Raw genomic sequence first — 20,175 nt, 5'->3', positions numbered from 1 at the left:
CTGGCCGTATGACGAGCCAGCACGTGGACCTGTGGACCGCCCCCGTCGCCGACGGGGCGCTCGACGCGACGGTCGCGGTGCCGGGCTCCAAGTCGCTGAGCAACCGCTACCTCGTCCTCGCCGCCCTCGCGGGCGGGCCGAGCACCCTGCGCTCGCTGCTCGTCTCCCGGGACACCCGGCTCATGGCCGCCGCGCTCGAGGCCCTCGGCGTGCAGGTCGACCTGGGCGGCGACGCCGTGCAGGTGACCCCGGGGGCCCTGCACGGGGACGTGACCGTCGACTGCGGGCTGGCCGGGACGGTGATGCGGTTCCTGCCCGCCGTCGCCGCGCTCGCCGACGGGCCGGTCCGCTTCACGGGCGATCCCGAGGCCCTCGCGCGGCCCATGGGTCCGCTGCTGCAGGCGCTGCGCGCGCTCGACGTCCGCGTGGACGAGGAGGGCGAGCCCGGTCGCCTGCCGTTCACCGTGCACGGGCGCGGTGCCGTGCGCGGCGGGCACGTCGACGTCGACGCCTCCGGCTCCAGCCAGTTCGTCTCCGGCCTGCTGCTCGCCGCCGCCCGGTTCGACCAGGGCCTCACGGTCCGGCACACCGGGCCGACGCTGCCGAGCCTGCCCCACATCGAGATGACCGTGGCCGTGCTGCGCGCCGCCGGCGTCGTCGTCGACGACTCGCGCCCGGAGATCTGGCACGTCGAGCCGGGCGCCGTCGCCGGTCGTGACGTCCACGTCGAGCCTGACCTGTCCAACGCCGCGCCCTTCCTGTGCGCCGCGATGGTCGCCGGGGGGTCCGTGAGCGTGCCGGGCTGGCCCGCGCGCACGACACAGCCGGGCGGGCTGCTGCCGGACATCCTCACGCGCATGGGCGCGTCCGCGTCCCTGGAGGGCGACGTGCTCACCGTCACCGGCACGGGTGCGGTGCACGGCGTCGACCTTGACCTGCGTGCGGCGGGCGAGCTCGCCCCGACGATCGCTGCGCTGGCAGCCCTGGGCGACTCCCCCACGCGGCTGCGCGGCATCGCGCACCTGCGCGGTCACGAGACCGACCGGCTCGCAGCGCTCGCCGCGGAGATCACGCGCCTCGGCGGGCAGGCGGAGCAGACGTCCGACGGCCTGGTCATCACCCCGCGCCCGCTGCACCCGGGGGTCTGGCGCACGTACGCCGACCACCGCATGGCCACCGCCGGTGCGCTGGTCGGCCTGCGGGTGCCCGGGGTGGAGGTCGAGGACGTCGACACCACCGCCAAGACGCTGCCCGGGTTCGTCGACCTGTGGACCGGGATGCTCGCCGCGTCCGCGCACGACGGGCGCGTCGTGCGCGACGGCCTGACGGCCGGGCCGACGGCCTGATGCCCACGCGGCGCTACGACGAGCGGGACGTGCGGATCCGTCCCGGTCGAGGCTCGCGCCCCCGCACCAAGCAGCGTCCCGAGCACGCCGACGCCCGCACGGCGATGGTCGTGGCCGTCGACCGCGGGCGGTACACGGTGCTGGTCGACCCCGGCGGCCCGGACGAGACCCGGATCCTGGCGATGAAGGCCCGTGAGCTGGGACGCGACCGCGTCGTCCCGGGCGACCGGGTCGACGTCGTCGGGGACACGTCCGGTGCCGAGGGCTCGCTGGCGCGCATCGTGCGGATCGGTGAGCGCCGCACGGTGCTGCGCCGCACCGCCGACGACACCGACCCCGTCGAGCGCGTCATCGTCGCCAACGCCGACCGGCTGGTCGTCGTCACCGCGCTGGCCGACCCGGAGCCGCGCACCCGCATGATCGACCGCTGCGTGGCCGCGGCGTACGACGCGGGCATGGAGGTGCTCCTCGCCCTGACGAAGGCGGACCTCGCGGACCCGTCGGAGCTGACGGCCATGTACGCCCCGATCGGCGTGGACGTCGTGGTGACGCGCCGCGGCGTCGACCCCACGACGGGCGAGCGGACCATCGACGGCTTGGACGAGCTGCGCCGGATCCTGTCGGGTGAGGTGTCGGTCCTCGTCGGCCACTCGGGCGTCGGCAAGTCGACCCTGGTCAACGCCCTCGTGCCCGACGCGCACCGCGCCGTCGGCGTGGTCAACGACGTCACGGGCCGCGGGCGGCACACCTCGACGTCCGCGGTCGCGCTCGAGGTGCCGGGCACGGGCGCCCCGACGTGGGTCATCGACACGCCGGGCGTCCGGTCGTTCGGGCTCGCGCACGTCGACCCCACGCACCTGCTCGGCGCGTTCCCCGACCTCGACGACGTCGCGCGCGAGTGCCCGCGCGGCTGCACGCACCTGGCCGGGTCCCCGGACTGCACGCTCGACGACTGGGTCGCCGACGCACCGGACGACGTCACCCGCGCGGCACGCGCGGCACGGCTCGACTCGTTCCGCCGGCTGCTGGTCAGCCGCCTGGGCGTCGAGGACCCCGAGCCGGACGGCGACGGCGCGCGCGTCCCGTGAGCCGGCGGCCCGTTCGGTAGGTTGACGGCGCGGACCGCCCGCCGACGACGGCGCAGCGGGGACCGCACGCGACGACCGCACCTGCGACGAGGAGCCCCTGATGGCCTACGACGACGACCTCCGGCTGGCCCACGTGGTCGCCGACCAGGTCGACTCGCTGACGATGTCGCGGTTCAAGGCGCAGGACCTGCAGGTCGAGACGAAGCCCGACCTGACACCGGTGTCCGACGCGGACCGCGCCGCCGAGGACCTGGTGCGCTCGCAGCTGTCCCGGGCCCGTCCGCGGGACGCCGTGCACGGCGAGGAGCGCTCCGACACCGGGCACGGACCGCGCCGGTGGGTCGTGGACCCGATCGACGGCACGAAGAACTTCGTCCGCGGCGTGCCCGTGTGGGCGACCCTGCTGGCGCTGATGGACGGCGACGAGGTCGTGCTCGGCGTCGTGTCCGCCCCTGCCCTCGGCCGGCGCTGGTGGGCCGCCAAGGGCACCGGAGCCTGGACGGGCCGGTCGCTGTCGGCCGCGACGCGGCTGCAGGTGTCGGGCGTCGAGCGCCTGGAGGACGCGTCGCTGTCGTACTCCGACCTGGCCGAGTGGGAGCAGCACGGCCGGTTCGACCAGTTCCTGGACCTGCAGCGCCGGGTGTGGCGCACGCGGGCCTACGGCGACTTCTGGTCGTACGTGCTCGTGGCCGAGGGTGCCGTGGACGTCGCGGCCGAGCCCGAGCTCGAGCTGTACGACATGGCGGCCCTCGTGCCCGTCGTCACCGAGGCCGGCGGCCGCTTCACGTCGCTGGCGGGCGTCGACGGCCCGCACGGCGGCAGCGCGGTGGTCACCAACGGGCGGCTGCACGACGAGGTCCTCGACATCCTGTCCGTCTGACGAGCCGTGCGTCCGACGAGCCGTGCGTCCGACGAGCCCGTCCGTCCGGCCCCGGAGGTGAGCGTGGACCCCGACCGTCACGCCGAGCACGCCGCGGCGTTCACGCAGAACGCCGACGAGTACGCCGCGGTGCGTCCGGGCTACCCCGACGCGGCCGTGGACCTGCTGGTGCCCCCGGACGCCCACGACGTCCTGGACCTGGCCGCCGGCACGGGCAAGCTGACGGCCGCGCTCGTGGCGCGCGGCCTGCACGTCGTCGCGGTGGAGCCCGCCGACGGCATGCGCCGCGAGCTCGTCGCGCGGCTGCCGCAGGTCGAGGTGCACGACGGCACCGCGGAGTCCGTCCCGCTGCCCGACGCGTCCGTCGACGCGGTCACGGTCGCCCAGGCGTGGCACTGGTTCGACGAGCCCGCGGCCGCCGCCGAGGTCGCCCGCGTGCTCCGCCCGGGCGGGACCCTCGGCATCGTCTGGAACGACCGCGACGAGGACGTGCCGTGGGTCGGCGCCTACGGTGCGCTGCTGCACGAGGCCGCCGGGCCGCAGCTGGCGCGGGGCACGCACCCGACGCCCGGCCCCGCGTTCACGGACGTCCTGCGCACGGACGTGCGGTGGGACCACGTCCTGACGCCCGAGGACCTGGTGCGGCTGGCCGGGACCCGCTCGTACGCGCTGATCCTGCCCGCCGACGAGCGCGCCGCCCTGCTGGACCGGGTGCGCGAGCTCGTGACGACCCACCCGGACCTCGCCGGGCGTGCGAGCGTCCCCGTGCCCTACGTCACCCGCGTGTACACCGCCCGCCGCCGCTGAGCCCGCCGTCGGGCGGCTCCCGGTCCCGCTACCGCACGACCCCGAGGGCCGCCGGCAGCTCGTCGAGGGAGGCGATGACGTGGACGCCCGTGGCACGCGCGGCGGCCACCTCGGCGTCGTCGACGACGACCCGCCGTGGCCCCGGCCTGTCCAGCCAGACGCCCACGAGCCCCGCCTGCCGTGCCGCGACCGCGTCGACGTCGAGCTCGTCTCCGACGTACGCCGTGCGTGCGGGCGCGGCGCCCAGGCGGCGGCACGCCTCGAGGAACACGCGCGGGTCCGGCTTGCCGAAGCCCAGGGTGTCGACGCCGACCAGCACCTCGAGGCGGTCCCCCAGACCCGCGCGGGCGAGCTTGACGGTCTGCAGGTCCTGGCGGGCGTTGCTCAGCGCGCCGATGCGGAGGCCCGCGTCCAGCAGCCGCGCCAGCACCGGGTCCGCGTCGGCGTGGGCGGTCCAGGCGGCCGCGAAGGCCCGGTCGAACAGCTCGGACCACCCGCGGTACCCGTCCTCGTCGAGCACCGGCCCGCCGAGCTCCGCGTGCAGCTCGTTCGCACGCGTCCGGCGCTGCTCGTGGAACGTCAGCTCGCCACGCGTGTACGCGCGGTAGTGCTCGCCGGTGTCGGCACGCCACAGCGCGAGCGCCTGGTCGACGTCGGCGCCCGGCGCGTACTGCGCCAGCACGGCCGCGAGCGCGACCCGGAACGCCGCACGCGTCTCGACGAGCGTGTCGTCGATGTCGAACAGGACGCCGTCGACGGCCCTCACAGGGTCGCGCGCAGGGCGGCGATCCGCGCCAGCGTCGCGTCCTTGCCGAGGATCTCCATCGACTCGAACAGCGGGGGCGAGACGCGCCGCCCGGTCAGCGCCACGCGCAGCGGCGTGTACGCGAACCGGGGCTTGATGCCCAGGCCGCCCTCCTCCGCCGGGGACACGAGCGCGGCCGAGAGCGCCGTCTGCACGGCGTCGGTCGTGAAGCCGTCGGCGGGGAGCTCTCCCAGCACCTGCGCGGCACGGTCCAGCACGTCGGCCGACTCGGGGCGCAGCGCGGCGCGCGCGTCCTCGACGACCTCGAGGGCGTCGTCGGCGACGAAGAGGAAGCCGAGCATGCCGACGGCCTCGCCCAGCAGCGTCATGCGCTCCTGCACGAGCGGTGCGCCCGCGTCGAGCAGCGCGCGGTGCTCCGCGGACAGGTCCGCGTAGGAGTCCGCCGGCACGAGGCCCGCGTGGTGCAGGTACGGCACGAGGCGCCCGCGGAAGTCCTCGGGCGCGAGCATCCGCACGTGCGCGCCGTTGATCGCCTCGGCCTTCTTCAGGTCGAACCGGGCGGGGTTCGGGTTGACGTCGGCGACGTCGAACGCCGCGACCATCTCCTCGAGGGTGAACACGTCCCGGTCGGGCGCGATGGACCAGCCGAGCAGCGCGAGGTAGTTGAGCAGGCCCTCGGGGACGAAACCCCGCTCGCGGTGCAGGAACAGGTTGGACTCGGGGTCGCGCTTCGACAGCTTCTTGTTGCCCTCGCCCATGACGTACGGCATGTGGCCGAACTGCGGCACGACGGTCCCGACGCCGAGGTCCAGCAGCGCGCGGTAGAGCACGACCTGGCGCGGGGTGGAGGACAGCAGGTCCTCGCCGCGCAGCACGTGCGTGATGCCCATGAGCGCGTCGTCGACGGGGTTGACCAGCGTGTACAGGGGGTGGCCGTTGCCGCGCACGATGACGTAGTCCGGCACGGACCCGGCCTTGAACGTGATCTCGCCGCGCACGAGGTCCGTGAACGTCACGTCCTCGTCGGGCATCCGCATGCGGATGACGGCCTCGCGCCCCTCGGCGCGGTAGGCCGCCTTCTGCTCCTCGGTCAGGTCGCGGTCGAAGCCGTCGTAGCCCAGCTTCGGGTCGCGCCCGGCCGCGCGGTGGCGCGCCTCGACCTCCTCGGGCGTCGAGAAGGACTCGTACGCGTAGCCCCCCTCGACGAGGCGCGCGACGACGTCGCGGTACAGGTCCATGCGCTGCGACTGCCGGTACGGCTCGTGCGGACCGCCGACCTCGACGCCCTCGTCCCAGTCCAGGCCCAGCCAGCGCAGCGCGTCGAGCAGCTGCAGGTACGACTCCTGCGAGTCGCGCGCCGGGTCGGTGTCCTCGATGCGGAAGACGAACGTGCCGCCGACGTGGCGCGCGTAGGCCCAGTTGAACAGCGCGGTGCGGATGAGACCGACATGGGGCGTGCCCGTCGGGGACGGGCAGAAGCGGACGCGCACAGGGCTGCTGGCGGACACGGAGCACCTCGGGGATGGCAGGAGTGGGATCGGGTCCAGCGTACCGAGCGGCCGGAACCCCACGACGCCCCCGGTCGTTGGAGGAGGCATGCCCGGCTCGACCGCAGCACCCCCGTCACCTCGTCACGCCCAGCCCGCAGCAGCAGCAGCGGTCCCGGACGGCGACGCACCGGGCGGGTCGGCGCACAGCGTCGCCGAGGTGGTGCGCCGGCGGGCCGCGGCGCTGGTCACCGAGGACGTCGACCCCGGGCGCGTCGTCGACCGGGTGCGCGACGCGCAGCGCGACATGGCGCGGTTCCGGATGGTCTACGAGTTCGGCATCGAGGAGATGCTGACGAAGATCCGCATCCTGCGCTCCGAGTTCCGCCAGACGCACGACCACAACCCGATCGAGCACGTCACGTCGCGGCTGAAGTCGATGGACTCGATCCTCGACAAGACGATGCGGTACGGCTGCACGAGCGACCTGCCGACGGTGCGCGAGCGCATCCGCGACATCGCGGGCATCCGCATCACCTGCAGCTTCGAGTCCGACGCCTACTGGGTCGCGGACATGCTCTCGCGGCAGCCCGACGTCGAGGTCGTGCAGCGCAAGGACTACATCGCCGCACCCAAGGCCAACGGGTACCGGTCGCTGCACCTCATCGTGCGCATCCCGGTGTTCCTGTCCGACCGCACCGAGCACGTGTTCGTCGAGGTGCAGATCCGCACGATCGCCATGGACTTCTGGGCGAGCGTCGAGCACAAGCTGTCGTACAAGTACCGCGACGCGCTGCCGCCGCACCTGCGTGACGAGCTGCTGGACGCCGCCGCGACGGCGGCCGAGCTCGACGCGCGCATGGGGCGGCTGCGCGACGAGGTACGGGACCTGGGCACCGAGGGCGCGGCGGACCGGGACGCCCCGCTCTGACCGTGCGCCACGGCCCCGCGCCGGCACGCGCCTCTCAACCGGCGGGTGCCCCGTCGCGCACCCCCGCGGCCCAGACGTCACCCGGCACGTCCCCGGGCAGCAGGGGGTTGCCCTCCCCGACGAACCGGTCGTCACCCCCGGCGCGCCGCGCCGCGCCGTAGTCGGCCAACGCCCCGAGCGCCCAGCGGGACAGCAGCACGATCGCGACCAGGTTGACCGTGGCCATGAACGCCATGGCGATGTCGGCGAGCGCCCAGACCGTCGTGAGCGTGAGCAGCGACCCGATGCCGACCGCCGCCAGGACGAGCGTGCGCAGCGCCGTCAGGGCCCGCCCGTGGACGCCGAGGAACGTGAGGTTCACCTCGGCGTACGCGTAGTTGCCGAGGACCGAGCTGAACGCGAACGTGAAGATCAGGACCGTCATGGGCAGCGCCGCCCAGTCGCCGAGCTCGTGGGTGACCGCGTCGGACGTCAGCGCGGCACCGGCGCTGGCGCCGGTCTGCCCCGGGACGTAGACCGCCGGCCCCGCCGACAGCACGACGAACGCCGTCGCGGAGCACACCAGCATGGTGTCGACGAACACCCCCAGCGACTGCACCAGGCCCTGCTTGACCGGGTGCGACACCGTGGCCGTCGCGGCCGTGTTGGGCACCGAGCCCATGCCCGCCTCGTTGGAGAACAGGCCGCGCTTGGTCCCGTTGAGGACGGCGGCGAGGATCCCGCCGCCGGTGCCCGCGAGCGCGCTGTCCAGCCCGAACGCGCCCTGCAGGATCTGCCGGAACACGTCGGGCAGGGTCGAGATGTTCAGGGCGACGACCACCACGGCCAGCAGCAGGTAGAGCCCCGCCATGAGCGGCACGACCACCTCGGCCACGCGCGCCACCCGACGCACGCCGCCGAACAGCACGGGCGCCGCGACGACCATGAGCCCGACGGCCGTCCACGGGGCGGGGAGCTGGTGGTTCGAGGCCAGCGTGTCGGCGATGGTGTTGGCCTGCACCATGTTGAACGCGAACCCGAACGTCACGACCAGCAGCACGGCGAACACCGCGCCCCAGCGGTACGACCCCAGCCCCCGCTGGATGTAGTACGCGGGTCCACCGCGGTACGAGCCGTCGGGCTGGCGCACCTTGAACACCTGCGCCAGCGTCGCCTCGACCAGGGCCGTGGCCATCCCCACGGCCGCGACCAGCCACATCCAGAACACCGCGCCCGGTCCGCCGAGGGTGAGCGCGACCGCGACGCCCGCGATGTTGCCCGTGCCGACGCGCGACGCCAGCCCGACGGCGAACGCCTGGAACGACGAGATGCCACCCGCGGAGCCGGTCCGGGACGCGAACAGCTGGCGGACCATCGCCGGGAACATCCGCACCTGCACGAACCCGGTGCGGACCGAGAACCACAGCCCGACGCCGACGAGCAGGTACACGAGCCAGGAGGAGTACAGGGCGTCGGTGAGCCAGTCGATGCCGACCTGCAGGTCCATCCCTGCCCCCGTCCGTCGCCCCTCAGCCGAGGCTAGGTCGGTCCGGCGGGGGCGGCGAGGGCTGAGGGCGGCGGCAGGGCTACGGGTTGCGGCGCAGCACCGGGTTGCGCAGCACGCCGATCTCCTCGACCTCGACCTCGACGACGTCGCGGTGCTCGATGCGACCCACACCGGCGGGCGTGCCGGTGAGGATGACGTCGCCGGGCAGCAGCGTGAACACCTCGGAGACGTAGGACACGAGGTAGGCCACGTCGAACACCATCTGCGACGTGCGCCCGTCCTGGCGGGCCTCGCCGTTGACGCGGGCGGTGACGGCCAGGTCGTCGACGTCGAGGCCGGGCACGACCCACGGCCCCAGGGGGCAGGACGTGTCGAAGCCCTTGGCGCGGGTCCACTGGTCGTCGGACCGCTGGATGTCGCGCGCCGTGACGTCGTTGGCCACGGTGTAGCCGAACACGTGGTGCAGGGCGCGCTCGGGCGTGACGTCCTTGGTGACCTTGCCGATGACGACGGCCAGCTCGGCCTCGTGCTCGACGTGCTCGGTCCAGTCCGGCAGCACGATCGGGTCGTCCGGGCCGATCACGGAGGTGTTGGGCTTGAGGAAGAGCAGCGGCGACGCCGGGACGTCGTTGCCGTGCTCGGCGGCGTGCGCCGCGTAGTTGCGCCCGACGCCGACGATCTTGGAGCGCGGGATGACGGGCGCGAGCAGCCGCACCCCGTCGTCGTCGAGCCTGACGCGCTCCCCCGTCGGCTGCACCGGCGTGTAGATGGGGTCGCCCGTGATGACGACGAGCTCCTCGTGGCCGGGCTCGCCCTCGACGAGCGCGTAGCGGGGGTCGGAACCGTTGGTGAACCTGGCGATGCGCACGGGCCCAGCCTAGGTGCTCCGGGCGCGCGACCCGTGCCCGCTCAGGCGCGGGCCAGCACCTCGCCGTGCGGCACCATGAACCAGCCGTCGGGCGACGTGCCCCACTCGCGCCACGCCTCGGCGAGCAGCTCCAGGGCGACCTCGTCGGCGAGGCGGTGGTCCATCGCCTGCACCGCGAAGTCCGACGTCACGCAGCGGTCGGCCCACAGCGTCGCCCACCACGTCCGGTCCTCCGGGGTGGCGTAGCACCACACGCCCGCGCCGGGCGCGATCCCCGCGGCGTCGAAGCCGGCCTGGCGCACCCACGACAGGAGCCGGCGCCCCGCGTCCGCCTCGGCGCCGTTGGCCTGCGTCACCTCGTGGTAGAGCGCCTGCCACTCGTCGAGGCCCGGGTGGGCGGGGTACCAGGTCATGCCGGCGTAGTCGGCGTCACGGACGGCGACCACGCCGCCGGGGCGCGTCACCCGCTTCATCTCGCGGAGCGCGGCGACGGGGTCGGTGAGGTGCTGCAGCACCTGGTGGGCGTGCACGACGTCGAAGGTGTCGTCGTCGAACTCCAGCGCGTACGCGTCACCGACCTGGAAGCGCGCGTTCGTCGCGCCCTTCTCGGCGGCGTGCTCCGTGGCGACGGCCAGCACGGCGGCCGACCGGTCGACGCCCACGACCTCGCCGGGCGCCACGCGGGAGGCGAGGTCGACCGTCACGGTGCCCGGACCGCAGCCGACGTCCAGCAGCCGCTGCCCGGGGGCGAGCGCGGGCAGCAGGTACCCGGCGGAGTTCTCCGCCGTGCGCCACCGGTGCGAGCGCAGCACGCTCTCGTGGTGGCCGTGCGTGTAGACGTCCTGGGTCCGCGTGGTCACACCGGCACTGTAGGCGCGGTCGTACCGATTCGACCAACAGCCGGGACGGATGAGGTCACATCCTGAGAAATCCCGCCCGGCCGCGCGGCCCCAGCACGTCTAGCATGCGCAGATGCGACGCATCGTGGGCGTGGACACCGCTCGGGGGGTCGCCGTGCTCGGCATGGTGACGGCGCACGTCGGTCCGGGGGACGCGTGGCGCACCCTGCCGCCCGGGGGCTGGGCGCAGCTCGCCGACGGGCGCCCGTCCGCGCTGTTCGTCCTGCTCGCGGGCGTGGGCCTCGCCCTGCTGTCGGGCGGTGCCGACCCGGTCGACGGCACGCGCCTGGTGCAGGCGCGGCTCCGCATCCTCGTGCGCGCGGTGCTGCTCGTCGCCCTGGGGACCGCCCTGGTGCTGCTCGAGACGCCGGTCGTCGTGATCCTCGTCGTGTACGCCGGGCTCTTCGCGGCCGGCGTCGTCGCGCTGCGGTGGCCGCGGTGGGCGCTCGTGGTCACCGCCGTGCTCGTCGCCCTCGTCGGGCCCCCGCTGCGGCAGGGCCTCGCCGGCTGGGTGGAGGTGGTCGACGAGCGGCCGCTCGACCTGGCCGCCGTGCTCGTCGGGCACTACTACCCCGCGGTAGTCTGGATCGCGTACGTGCTGGTGGGCCTCGCGGTGGGCCGGTGCGACCTGCGGTCCGGGCGGACGCACGCCGCGCTGGCGCTGTGGGGCGCGGCCCTCGTGCTGCTCGGCCACGGCGGCGCCTGGGCCGCGCGCCTGCTGCTGGGCCGCGTCACCGAGCTGACCACGGCCGAGCCGCACTCCTCGACCCTGTTCGAGGTGGCCGGCAACACCGGCACGTCGCTGCTCGTGCTCGCGGCGTGCCTGGCCGTCGGCGTGCGGTGGCCGCGGGCGCTGGCCCCGGTGTCGGCGACGGGCGCGCTGGCCCTCACCGCGTACACCGGGCAGCTGCTGGCCATCGCTGTGCTGGGCGACGAGGTCGTGTGGCAGGCGACCACGGCCGGCTGGGTCGCCTTCCTGCTCGTCACGGTCGGGCTGTGCTGGCTGTGGCGGGCGACGCTGGGCCGCGGGCCGCTGGAGCTGCTGCTGCACGTGGTGTCGGTGCGCGCGGCCGACGTCTCGCCGGACGCGCTGCCGCCGCGACGCACCACGTCGCAGGGCACGGCCCCCGCGGCGCCCACCCCGACGGACGCGGCGCCGGTCGTGCCCGCGCCCCTGCCCGACTGAGGCACGGGCCCGACCTGCGGGGTGGAGCGGGTCGCGGCGGACCGGGTCAGAGCGGGTCGAGGATCCGCTGCAGGAACCGGCGCGTCCGCTCCTGACGCGGGTCGACCAGCACGTCGTCCGGCCGCCCCTCCTCGACCACGACCCCGCCGTCCATGAAGACGACGTGGTCGGCAACCTGCCGCGCGAACCGGATCTCGTGCGTGACGACGACCATCGTCCAGCCCTCGGCGGCCAGGTCCCGCATCACGGCGAGCACCTCCCCCACCGTCTCGGGGTCGAGCGCCGACGTGGGCTCGTCGAACAGCAGCAGCCGGGGCCGCAGGGCGAGCGCCCGCGCGATCCCGACGCGCTGCTGCTGCCCGCCGGACAGCTCGTGCGGGTAGGCGTCCGCCTTGTCGGCGAGCCCGACCTTCGCGAGCAGGGCCGTCGCCTCGGCCGTCACCTGCGCCGCGGGCCGGCGCTGCGCGTACAGCGGGCCCTCGGTGACGTTCTGCAGGGCGGTGCGGTGCGGGAACAGCTCGTGGGACTGGAACACCATGCCGGACGTGCCACGCAGCCGGCGCAGCTCCGCGCGGGAGGGTCGTCGCGCGAAGTCGACCTCGACGTCGTCGATCCGCACCGTGCCGGCCTCGGGGACCTCGAGGGAGTTCAGGCACCGCAGCAACGTCGTCTTCCCGGAGCCGGACGGGCCGAGCAGCACCGTGACGCTGCCGCGGCCGACGCGCAGGTCGATGCCCTGCAGCACGTGCAGGGTGCCGAACGACTTCGTCAGCCCGTGCACGTCCACCAGCGGGCGGTCGTCACTCGTCATCGCGTCTCCCACGTCAGTGCGCCACGAACCGGTCGAGGCGACGCTCCAACCGGGACTGCGCCGTCGACAGCACCAGGCAGATCAGCCAGTAGATCACCGCCGCCAGCGAGTACAGCGTCATGAACTCGTACGTCGGTGCCGCGATCTCCTGCGCCTTGCGCAGCAGCTCGGTGACCATGATCGTCGAGGCCAGGGACGTGTCCTTGACCAGCGAGATGAACGTGTTGGACAGCGGCGGGACCGCGACGCGCACCGCCTGCGGCAGGACGACGCGCTGCAGGGTCAGCCGGTGGTCCAGCCCGACGGTCGCCGCCGCCTCCCACTGCCCCTTCGGCACGGACAGGATCGCGGCACGGATCGTCTCGGCCGCGTAGCCGCCCACGTTCAGCGAGAACGCGACGACCGCCGACGGGAACGGGTCGATGACCAGGCCGAGCGACGGCAGCGCGTAGAAGATGATGAACAGCTGCACGAGCAGCGGGGTGCCACGGATCAGCGAGATGTAGGCGCGCGCGGCCCCGGACACCAGCCGGTGCCGCGACAGCCGGGCCAGCGCGACGACCAGCGCCAGCGCCAGCCCGAGGACGAACGAGATCAGCGTCAGCGGGATCGTCCCGCGGACCGCGCCGGACAGCAGCGGGCCGATCGACGAGACGACGAGGTCCCAGGTGTCGCCGTTCACGCCGCCGCCACCGGACGCGACGCGCTCACTGCGAGACGTCCTCGCCGAACCACTTCTCCGAGATCTGCGCGAGCGTGCCGTCCGCGCGCAGCGTCGCGAGCGCCTCGTCGATCCGCGCGGTGAGGTCGGAGCCCTTGCGCAGCGCGAGCGCCTGCTCGACGGTGTCCCCCGTCTCGAACGCGATCCTCACCGACTCGTCGCCCGACTGCTTCAGGTAGTCCAGCACGGCCAGGTCGTCGTTGAACGTCACGTCGACCCGTCCCTGCTGCAGCAGCGCGACCGCCTGGGTCAGGCCCTCGACCGCCTCGACCTTCGCACCGGCGTCCGTCGCGATCTGGGACCAGTTGGAGGTCGCGGACTGCGCGGCCGTGAGCCCCGAGACGTCGGCGAGCGAGGTGACCGCGTCGTTGTCGGCCGCGACCACGGCGACGCCGGTCGACACGGTGTACGGCTCGCTGAAGTCGTACGTGGCGCGGCGCTCGTCGTTGACCGTGACCTGGTTGGCGATGACGTCGTACCGCTCCGCCTCCAGGCCCGCGAAGATCGAGTCCCACGTCGTCTCGGAGAACTCGACCTCCATCCCGAGCTCGTCGGCGACCGCCGTGACGACCTCGACGTCGTAGCCGGTCAGGTCGCCGTCCGCGCCGTGGAAGCTGAACGGCGAGTACGTGCCCTCGGTGCCCACGCGCAGGACGCCCGCGCCCGAGGTGCCCTCACCCGGCTGGTCCCCCGACGAGCAGGCGGCCAGCGCCCCGACGGCGAGGACGACGGGCAGCACGAGCAGGCGACGCAGGGGGCGGGACATGAGGTGACCTTTCGGGCGGATGCAGCGCCCGGTGGCCGTGACGGCGGGGCGGGGGCTGCGCGGCGGGCCGGGAGACCGGCGAGGGGTGGACGCGCGGGCGTCTGGGCGACCGCGGAGCGGTCGGGAGGGACCAGGGGTCCGGCTGGCGAGGCGGGGCTCAGCGACAGCGACAACGACAACGACGACACGCGGCAGCGAGCGCGGAGCGCGGGGCCGTGGTCATGCCGGCGACCCTAGCACCGGCCCCGACACCCGACGTCACGGCCAGACCAGACCGCGCGACCAGCCGCCCTCGCGGCTGCGGTAGACGACCCGGACGTGGGCGCGGTCCAGGCTCCCCTGCCAGAACTCGATGACGTCCGGCACCACGAGCCACGCCTGCCACGTCGGGAGCACGAAGCCGGGGTCCTCGTCGATCCGGGCGCGGGACCGGGCCATCGCGTCGCGCAGGTCGGTGACCGAGGCCAGCTCGCGCCCCGGACGCACGCTCGCGGCGGCCGCGCGGGAGCGCGGCGAGCGCGCCAGGTAGTCCTCGGCCGACGCCTCCTCGCCGAGGAACCGTGCGGCACCCGAGATGCGCACCTGCCGCACCACGGGCTGCCACCAGAAGGTCAGCGCCGCCTGCGGGTTCACCTCGAGGTCCTCGACCTTGGCGCTGCGCGCGTCGGTCGCGAACGCGAACCCCTCGGGCCCGACGTCCTTGAGCACCAGCACGCGCGCGGACGGCTGCCCGGCGACGTCCGCGGTGGACAGCGTCGCGGCGTGCGGCTCCGGGACGCCGCGGCTCAGGGCGGTGGAGAACCAGTCGACGAACAGCTCCAGCGGGTCGTCGGGAACCGCTTCCGCGTCGAACGTCGGCGCGGTGCCGGACAGAGCGGGCAGGGACCGCAGCAGCTCACGCACAGCGACACCCTGCCGGGCGTCCCCGACGAGGGCAAATGCACACGACCTACCCTGGTGCGGTGGCCCCCCGACCCCAGCCGACCGTCCCCGTGCTCGACGCGGCTCGGTGGCGTGCCCGCGCCGAGGCGCACGCCGCCCGCGCCGACGCGCTCACCGCGGGCCACCGCGCGCGGCGCTCCCGGCACGAGAAGCACGCGGTCGAGGACTTCCTGTTCGAGTACTACCCGGCCACCCCCGGGCAGCTGCGGCGCTGGCACCCCGGTGCGGGCGTGGCGCTCGCGCCGGGGCCCGACGGACCCGCACCCCAGGGCGCCTGGCGCTGGTACCGCACCGACGACGACGGCACGGTGCGCCTCGACCTCGAGGCCCTCCTCGACGCGCGCGGGGACACCGTGCGGTTCGTGACCGGCCTGCTGGACGCCACCGCGTCCCGGCCCGCGGCGACGGGCTGCTTCGGCCTGCACGAGTGGGCGATGGTCTACCGCGAGCCCGCGGGCGCCCACCGGCACCCGCTGCCGCTGCGGCTCGGCGAGGCGGGGACGGACGCGGTCGTCGAGGCGCACCGCATCCGCTGCACGCACGTCGACGCGTTCCGGTTCTTCACCCCCGACGCCGTCGGGCGCAACACGCTCGTCCCGACACGTGAGACGCAGACGGCGATGGAGCAGCCCGGCTGCCTGCACGCCAACATGGACCTCTACAAGTGGTCGTTGAAGCTCGGCCCGCTGGTCCCCGGTGAGCTGCTGCTGGACTGCTTCGAGCTGGCCCGCGAGATCCGCACCACCGACATGCAGGCCAGCCCCTACGACGTGACGCCGTACGGGCTGGCGCCCGTCGCCGTCGAGACGCCCGAGGGCAAGGCGGAGTACGTGCGCCGCCAGCGGGGCTACGCGGAACGGGCGAACACGCTGCGGCACCGGCTCCTCGGCTCGGTCGCCGCCGTCCTCACGCCCGCGGGCTGACCCGGACGGCTGCCGTGAGCGGCAGCGCGGGCGGCTGCCGTCGTCCCCGACGCACCCCGCCCGGCAGCCGGGGCCGGGACGCGGCGCCCCGGACGCACCCGCGTGCCCGGCGGGTCCGGGAGATCGATCCCACGACCGGCCTCCCCCGCGGCCCCCCCGTGGCAGCATGCCCCCATGAGCCCGCACGCCCGCCCGACGCTGCTGGACGTGGCGCACGCCGCCGGCGTCTCGCGCGCGACGGCGTCGCGCGCGCTCGCCGGGCGGTCGAGCGTCGACCCGGTGCTCGTGCAGCGCGTGCGGGACGCGGCGGACGCGCTCGACTACCGCACCAACAGCGCGGCCCGCGCGCTGCGCAGCGGCGCGACCGGCTCGGTGGCGCTGGTGGCGCCGAGCAGCGAGCTCGAGGGCCAGGGTGGGCCGTTCGTCGGCGCGCCCCTGCGCGGTGCCACGGCCGTCCTCTTCGCGCGGTCGGTGCAGCCGGTCCTGCTCCTCGACGACGGGCGTGAGCGCGCACCCCTGCTGCGCTACCTGGCGGGCGGGCACGTCGACGCGGCGGTGGTCGTGCTCCAGCGCGAGTCGGAGCCCCTGTTCGCGGAGCTGGGCCCGCTGCCCGTGCCCGTGGTGTTCGTCGGACGCCCCACCGCGGCCATGGACGACGCCCTGACCTCGGTGGACAGCGACAACTACGGGGGCGGTCGCCTGGCGGCCCGGGCGCTGCTCGAGGCGGGCCGGCGCCGCGTCGCGACGATCGCCGGGCCTGCGGGGTACGCCCCGGCGGACGACCGCACGCGGGGCTTCCGCGACGAGCTGGCCGCGTGGGACGTCACGCCCGGGCCGGTCGTCCACGGGTCGTTCTCGATGTCGTCGGGGGCGTCGGCCGCGGCGTCGGTGCTGCGCCGCGACCCGCACGTGGACGGCGTGTTCGCCGGCTCCGACCTCATGGCGCTCGGTGCGCTGCGGGTGCTGGAGGCGGGCGGGCGCCGGGTGCCGGACGACGTCTCGGTCGTCGGGTTCGACGACACCGTGGTGGCCCGGACCTGCGACCCGCCCCTGACGTCGGTGCGCCAGCCGCTGCGCGAGCTCGGTGCGCGTGCGGCCGAGCTGGTGCTCGACACGCTGGACGACCCGACCGCGCCCGCGCAGCACGTCCTGCTGCCCACGACGCTCACGGTGCGCGAGTCCGTCTGACCCCCTGGCCAGGGGCGACCGCACCGGGTAGCGTCCCGAGAGATCGATCTCTCACCGATGCGAGATCCCCACGGAAGGCTCCACGTGAAGCAGGCTCTGGTGGTCCGGGGCGGCTGGGACGGGCACGCGCCCGTCGCCGCGACGGACATGTTCCTCCCCCACCTCGAGGCGACCGGCCACACGGTCCGCGTCGTCGACACCCCCGAGGTGTACGCCGACGACGCGATGGCGGACGTCGACCTGATCGTGCAGTGCTACACGATGGGCGAGGCGTCCGGCGCGGCCGTCGCCGGGCTGCGCAAGGCCGTCGCGGCCGGCACCGGCCTGGTCGGCTGGCACGGCGGCATCGCCGACTCGTTCCGCAACAGCTCCGACTACCTGCAGCTCATCGGCGGGCAGTTCGCCACGCACCCCTCCAAGCACCCCGACGAGTGCCACGGCGACCAGTCCGACAACTACCTGCCCTACACGGTCGACATGCTCCCCGCCGCGGCGGATCACCCGGTCACCGCGGGGATCGGGTCGTTCGAGCTGACCACCGAGCAGTACTGGGTGCTCACCGACGACCTCAACGACGTCCTGGCCACCACGACGCACCCCGCGCCGCCCTGGCACCCGTGGCACCGCACGATCACCTGCCCGGCCGTCTGGACGCGGCAGTGGGGCGAGGGCCGCATCTGCGTCGTCACGCCCGGCCACAGCGTCGACGTGCTCGAGCACCCCAGCGTCCGCACCATGATCGAGAGGAGCATGGTGTGGGCGAGCCGCTGAGGGTCGGCGTCGTCGGCTGCGGCGTCATCTCGAACGCCTACCTGACGACCGCCGCGACCACGCCGGACCTGCAGATCGTCGCCGTCGCCGACCTGGACCGCGGACGCGCCGACGCCGTCGCGGAGCACCACGGCGTCCGCGCGCTCGACCTGCCGGACCTGCTCGCGCACGACGACGTCGAGTGGGTCCTCGACCTGACGACCCCCGCCGCGCACGAGGAGGTCGCGCTGGCTGCGGTCGCGCACGGCCGGTCCGTCTACAACGAGAAGCCGTTCTGCGCGACGGTCGACGCGGCTCACCGCGTCCTCGACGCCGCCACGGCCGCCGGCGTCGCCCTGGGTGGGGCGCCGGACACCGTGCTCGGCACGGGCGTGCAGACCGCACGCGCCGTGGTCGAGTCGGGTGCCATCGGTCGCCCCGTCGCCGCCACGGCCACCATGGCCTGCGGCGGTCACGAGGCGTGGCACCCGCAGCCGGACTTCTACTACGCACCCGGCGGCGGGCCGCTGCTCGACATGGGCCCGTACTACCTGACGACGCTCGTGCACCTGCTCGGCCCCGTCACCGCGGTGCAGGGCGTGGCGACCCGGCCGCGCAGCCACCGCACCATCGGCCAGGGGCCCCGCGCCGGCGAGCGGGTGCCCGTGGACGTCGCGACGCACGTGACCGCGCTCGTCGAGCACGCGTCGGGTGCCGTCACCACGCTCGTCATGAGCTTCGACGCCCCGGCGTCCCTCGCGCGGCCGATCGAGGTGCACGGCGAGGAGGGCTCGCTGCTGGTGCCCGACCCCAACCGGTTCGACGGTGACGTGCAGGTGCACGCACGCGGCGACGAGTGGCGCACGGTGCCGCCGTCGGCCGGCTACGCGAACGCCGGACGCGGCGCCGGGCTCGTGGACGCCGCCCGCAGCGCCGACCGCCGCACCACGCGCGCGTCGGCCGACGTCGCGCTGCACGTGCTCGACACCATGCAGACGGTGCTGCGTGCCGCCGACACGGGCACGCGCCTGCCCGTCACCAGCACGTGCGCGATCCCGTCCCTCGTCCCGCTCGCGGACCTGACCACCCCGGGGAGCCCCGACATGACCGCACCCGCACCCAGCGCCCGGGCGGCGTCGTGAGCGCCGGCAGGCTCGGCGTCGGCATGGTCGGCCACGCCTTCATGGGCCTGGCCCACTCGCACGCGTGGCAGACCGCGCCGCGCTTCTTCGACCTGCCGCTGCGACCCGACCTCGCGGTGGTCGCCGGGCGCGACGCGCAGCGCACCGCGGCGGCGGCCGAGCGGCTCGGCTGGCGCTCGTCGACGACCGACTGGCGCGAGCTGCTCGACCGCGACGACGTCGACCTGGTCGACATCTGCACGCCGGGCGACACGCACGCCGAGATCGCGATCGCGGCGCTGCAGGCCGGCAAGCACGTGCTGTGCGAGAAGCCGCTGGCCAACACCGTCGCGGAGGCCGAGGCGATGGTGGCGGCCGCCGCGGCCGCGCCGGACCGGGTCGCGATGGTCGGGTACTCCTACCGGCGGGTCCCGGCGATCGCGCTGGCGCGCCGGCTGGTCGCCGAGGGCCGCATCGGCACGGTGCGGCACGCGCGCGGCCTGTACCTGCAGGACTGGCTGTCGGACCCCGCGACGCCGCTGTCGTGGCGCCTCGACAAGGAGAAGGCCGGGTCGGGCTCGCTCGGCGACATCGGCGCGCACGTCATCGACCTCGTGCAGTTCATCACCGGCGAGACCCTGACCGGGGTGTCCGCGCAGCTCGCGACGTTCGTCGAGGAGCGGCCGGTCGCGGCGGCGTTCGACGGCCTCTCGGGCGTCGGGGACGCGGGCGGCGCGACGGGCCCGGTGACGGTCGACGACGCCGCGGTGTTCACCTCACGGCTGTCCGGCGGCGGGCTCGCGCTGTTCGAGGCGACCCGGTTCGCGCTGGGGCGGCGCAACGCGATCCGCGTCGAGATCAACGGGACCGACGGGTCGCTCGCGTTCGACTTCGAGGACATGAACGTCCTGCACGTGTACGACGCGCACGACCCGGCCGGCCTGCAGGGCTTCCGGCGCGTGTACGTCACGGAGCCGGAGCACCCGTACACGGGCAGCTGGTGGCCCACCGGGCACGGCCTGGGTTACGAGCACGCGTTCACGCACCAGGTGGTCGACCTCGTCGAGGCCGTCGCGGCCGGCACGCACCCGACCCCGACGTTCGCGGACGGCCTGCAGGTGCAGCGTGTCCTCGACGCGGTGGAGCGGTCGGCTGCGGACGACTGCCGGTGGACGCCGGTCCCGGCGCCCGCGACGGCCTGACGCCCGC

General features: G+C 74.8%; 20 protein-coding genes. 11 read left to right on the top strand and 9 right to left on the bottom strand.

The annotated features are described in order from the left end of the window. Positions 1-8 precede the first annotated feature (8 nt). The 4 genes from aroA (at position 9) to BMZ16_RS13300 (ending at position 4,121) form a co-directional block, all read left to right on the top strand. A complete protein-coding gene (aroA, locus tag BMZ16_RS13315) occupies positions 9-1,346 on the top strand; it encodes a 3-phosphoshikimate 1-carboxyvinyltransferase (RefSeq protein WP_089801311.1) in 1,338 nt (445 codons plus the stop codon). Further along, the gene (gene rsgA, locus BMZ16_RS13310; RefSeq protein ID WP_089801308.1) at positions 1,346-2,434 is read left to right on the top strand and encodes a ribosome small subunit-dependent GTPase A; all 1,089 of its coding nucleotides are present in this window, start codon (positions 1,346-1,348) and stop codon (positions 2,432-2,434) included. The genes aroA and rsgA overlap by 1 nt, the downstream gene beginning before the upstream one ends. Before the next feature lie 100 nt (positions 2,435-2,534). Further along, positions 2,535-3,314 (top strand): histidinol-phosphatase, encoded by a 780-nt coding sequence (hisN, locus tag BMZ16_RS13305; RefSeq protein ID WP_089801305.1) that lies wholly within the window; start codon positions 2,535-2,537, stop codon positions 3,312-3,314. A gap of 63 nt (positions 3,315-3,377) precedes the next feature. After that, the gene (locus BMZ16_RS13300; protein WP_089802069.1) at positions 3,378-4,121 is read left to right on the top strand and encodes a class I SAM-dependent methyltransferase; all 744 of its coding nucleotides are present in this window, start codon (positions 3,378-3,380) and stop codon (positions 4,119-4,121) included. A 28-nt stretch (positions 4,122-4,149) separates the two neighbouring features. Here BMZ16_RS13300 and BMZ16_RS13295 read toward each other — a convergent pair whose 3' ends face one another. Together BMZ16_RS13295 and gltX are read right to left on the bottom strand one after the other, a co-directional pair. After that, complete coding sequence (locus BMZ16_RS13295) at positions 4,150-4,887, bottom strand: HAD family hydrolase (RefSeq protein ID WP_089801303.1); 738 nt, start codon at positions 4,885-4,887, stop codon at positions 4,150-4,152. Further along, complete coding sequence (gene gltX, locus BMZ16_RS13290; RefSeq protein ID WP_255366648.1) at positions 4,884-6,395, bottom strand: glutamate--tRNA ligase; 1,512 nt, start codon at positions 6,393-6,395, stop codon at positions 4,884-4,886. The genes BMZ16_RS13295 and gltX overlap by 4 nt, the downstream gene beginning before the upstream one ends. An 88-nt stretch (positions 6,396-6,483) precedes the next feature. Here gltX and BMZ16_RS13285 point away from each other — a divergent pair, with 88 nt between their 5' ends. After that, a complete protein-coding gene (locus tag BMZ16_RS13285; RefSeq protein WP_255366647.1) occupies positions 6,484-7,305 on the top strand; it encodes a GTP pyrophosphokinase in 822 nt (273 codons plus the stop codon). 34 nt (positions 7,306-7,339) lie between these two features. Here the strand turns inward: BMZ16_RS13285 and BMZ16_RS13280 are convergent, their stop codons facing one another. The 3 genes from BMZ16_RS13280 to BMZ16_RS13270 form a co-directional block, all read right to left on the bottom strand. Further along, the gene (locus BMZ16_RS13280) at positions 7,340-8,791 is read right to left on the bottom strand and encodes an alanine/glycine:cation symporter family protein (RefSeq protein WP_089801301.1); all 1,452 of its coding nucleotides are present in this window, start codon (positions 8,789-8,791) and stop codon (positions 7,340-7,342) included. A gap of 79 nt (positions 8,792-8,870) precedes the next feature. Next, on the bottom strand, positions 8,871-9,659 hold the full coding sequence (locus BMZ16_RS13275) for a fumarylacetoacetate hydrolase family protein (protein WP_089801299.1): 789 nt from the start codon (positions 9,657-9,659) through the stop codon (positions 8,871-8,873). Between the two features lie 41 nt (positions 9,660-9,700). Then, a complete protein-coding gene (locus tag BMZ16_RS13270) occupies positions 9,701-10,519 on the bottom strand; it encodes a methyltransferase domain-containing protein (RefSeq protein WP_089801297.1) in 819 nt (272 codons plus the stop codon). 112 nt (positions 10,520-10,631) lie between these two features. Here BMZ16_RS13270 and BMZ16_RS13265 point away from each other — a divergent pair, with 112 nt between their 5' ends. Next, entirely contained in the window at positions 10,632-11,744 is a 1,113-nt protein-coding gene (locus BMZ16_RS13265) for a heparan-alpha-glucosaminide N-acetyltransferase domain-containing protein (protein ID WP_089801295.1), read from the top strand. A gap of 46 nt (positions 11,745-11,790) precedes the next feature. Here the strand turns inward: BMZ16_RS13265 and BMZ16_RS13260 are convergent, their stop codons facing one another. The 4 genes from BMZ16_RS13260 to BMZ16_RS13245 form a co-directional block, all read right to left on the bottom strand. Then, positions 11,791-12,555 carry an amino acid ABC transporter ATP-binding protein gene (locus BMZ16_RS13260; RefSeq protein WP_089801293.1) on the bottom strand — a complete coding sequence of 255 codons (765 nt, stop codon included), beginning with the start codon at positions 12,553-12,555 and terminating at the stop codon, positions 11,791-11,793. A gap of 13 nt (positions 12,556-12,568) precedes the next feature. Next, the gene (locus tag BMZ16_RS13255; RefSeq protein ID WP_089801291.1) at positions 12,569-13,237 is read right to left on the bottom strand and encodes an amino acid ABC transporter permease; all 669 of its coding nucleotides are present in this window, start codon (positions 13,235-13,237) and stop codon (positions 12,569-12,571) included. A 25-nt stretch (positions 13,238-13,262) separates the two neighbouring features. Further along, positions 13,263-14,042 (bottom strand): amino acid ABC transporter substrate-binding protein, encoded by a 780-nt coding sequence (locus tag BMZ16_RS13250; protein ID WP_089801289.1) that lies wholly within the window; start codon positions 14,040-14,042, stop codon positions 13,263-13,265. Positions 14,043-14,300: 258 nt separating this feature from the next. After that, positions 14,301-14,945 (bottom strand): pyridoxine/pyridoxamine 5'-phosphate oxidase, encoded by a 645-nt coding sequence (locus BMZ16_RS13245; RefSeq protein ID WP_089801287.1) that lies wholly within the window; start codon positions 14,943-14,945, stop codon positions 14,301-14,303. A gap of 35 nt (positions 14,946-14,980) precedes the next feature. On the opposite strand from BMZ16_RS13245, the gene BMZ16_RS13240 reads away from it, so the two are divergent. The 5 genes from BMZ16_RS13240 to BMZ16_RS13220 all read left to right on the top strand — a co-directional run bounded on the left by BMZ16_RS13240 (position 14,981) and on the right by BMZ16_RS13220 (position 20,168). Continuing rightward, the gene (locus BMZ16_RS13240; RefSeq protein WP_369822594.1) at positions 14,981-15,907 is read left to right on the top strand and encodes a 3-methyladenine DNA glycosylase; all 927 of its coding nucleotides are present in this window, start codon (positions 14,981-14,983) and stop codon (positions 15,905-15,907) included. Between the two features lie 174 nt (positions 15,908-16,081). Further along, positions 16,082-17,095, top strand: coding sequence for a LacI family DNA-binding transcriptional regulator (locus BMZ16_RS13235; RefSeq protein WP_089801285.1), 1,014 nt, complete (start codon positions 16,082-16,084; stop codon positions 17,093-17,095). 84 nt (positions 17,096-17,179) lie between these two features. Continuing rightward, positions 17,180-17,866, top strand: a complete 687-nt coding sequence (locus BMZ16_RS13230; protein ID WP_369822593.1) for a ThuA domain-containing protein — start codon at positions 17,180-17,182, stop codon at positions 17,864-17,866. After that, complete coding sequence (locus BMZ16_RS13225) at positions 17,851-18,987, top strand: Gfo/Idh/MocA family protein (protein ID WP_089801281.1); 1,137 nt, start codon at positions 17,851-17,853, stop codon at positions 18,985-18,987. Before BMZ16_RS13230 ends, BMZ16_RS13225 begins: the two co-directional genes overlap by 16 nt. Before the next feature lie 23 nt (positions 18,988-19,010). Further along, entirely contained in the window at positions 19,011-20,168 is a 1,158-nt protein-coding gene (locus BMZ16_RS13220; RefSeq protein WP_089802061.1) for a Gfo/Idh/MocA family protein, read from the top strand. The last annotated feature ends 7 nt before the right edge of the window (positions 20,169-20,175 follow it).

Origin of the sequence: Cellulomonas sp. KH9 (genome assembly GCF_900114185.1) — a bacterium.
Lineage (GTDB): Bacteria > Actinomycetota > Actinomycetes > Actinomycetales > Cellulomonadaceae > Cellulomonas.
Note: the sequence above shows the minus strand (reverse complement) of the source record. Positions and strands in the feature narration are given on the sequence as shown.